General features: G+C 42.6%; 1 protein-coding gene. It reads left to right on the forward strand.

The window, feature by feature from the left end; all coding sequences use genetic code 11:
• Positions 1-174: 174 nt before the first annotated feature.
• The coding region (locus HW443_RS12685; RefSeq protein ID WP_176238384.1) for a class I tRNA ligase family protein at positions 175-577 on the forward strand (403 nt) is incomplete at its 3' end.

Below are 577 nucleotides of genomic sequence, written 5' to 3' on the forward strand. Positions count from 1 at the left end.
GTCTTGACATGATTGCGATGATAATGGCTGGTATAACATCTATAAGAGACGTTATCGCATTCCCCAAGACACAGAAGGCAGTCAGTCTCATGTCAGGAGCACCTTAAACAGCAGAACCAAAACAACTGAGAGAGCTTTATATAAAGACGGATGTGATATTGGAGGAGTAAAGTTTTGGATGAAAGATACGACCCGAAAAAAGTTGAGCTGAAATGGCAGAAGTTTTGGGCTGAGAGAAATATTTTTAAAACAGAAACAGGCACTTCAAAAAAGAAATTCTACTGCCTTGAGATGTTCCCCTACCCTTCGGGGAAAATACACATGGGGCATGTGCGGAACTATGCTATCGGTGATGTTATAGCAAGATACAAGAGGATGAAAGGGTTCAATGTCATACATCCGATGGTCTGGGATGCATTCGGGATGCCTGCTGAAAATGCAGCGATAAAAGAGGGTCTCCACCCTGCACAATGGACTTACGAAAACATTACATACATTAAAAAACAGCTCAATCGTATGGGCTTGAGCTATGACTGGGACAGGGAGGTTGCTACATGCAGCCCTGATTACTACAAAT

Origin of the sequence: Candidatus Hakubella thermalkaliphila, assembly GCF_013281975.1 — a bacterium.
Lineage (GTDB): Bacteria > Actinomycetota > Humimicrobiia > Hakubellales > Hakubellaceae > Hakubella > Hakubella thermalkaliphila.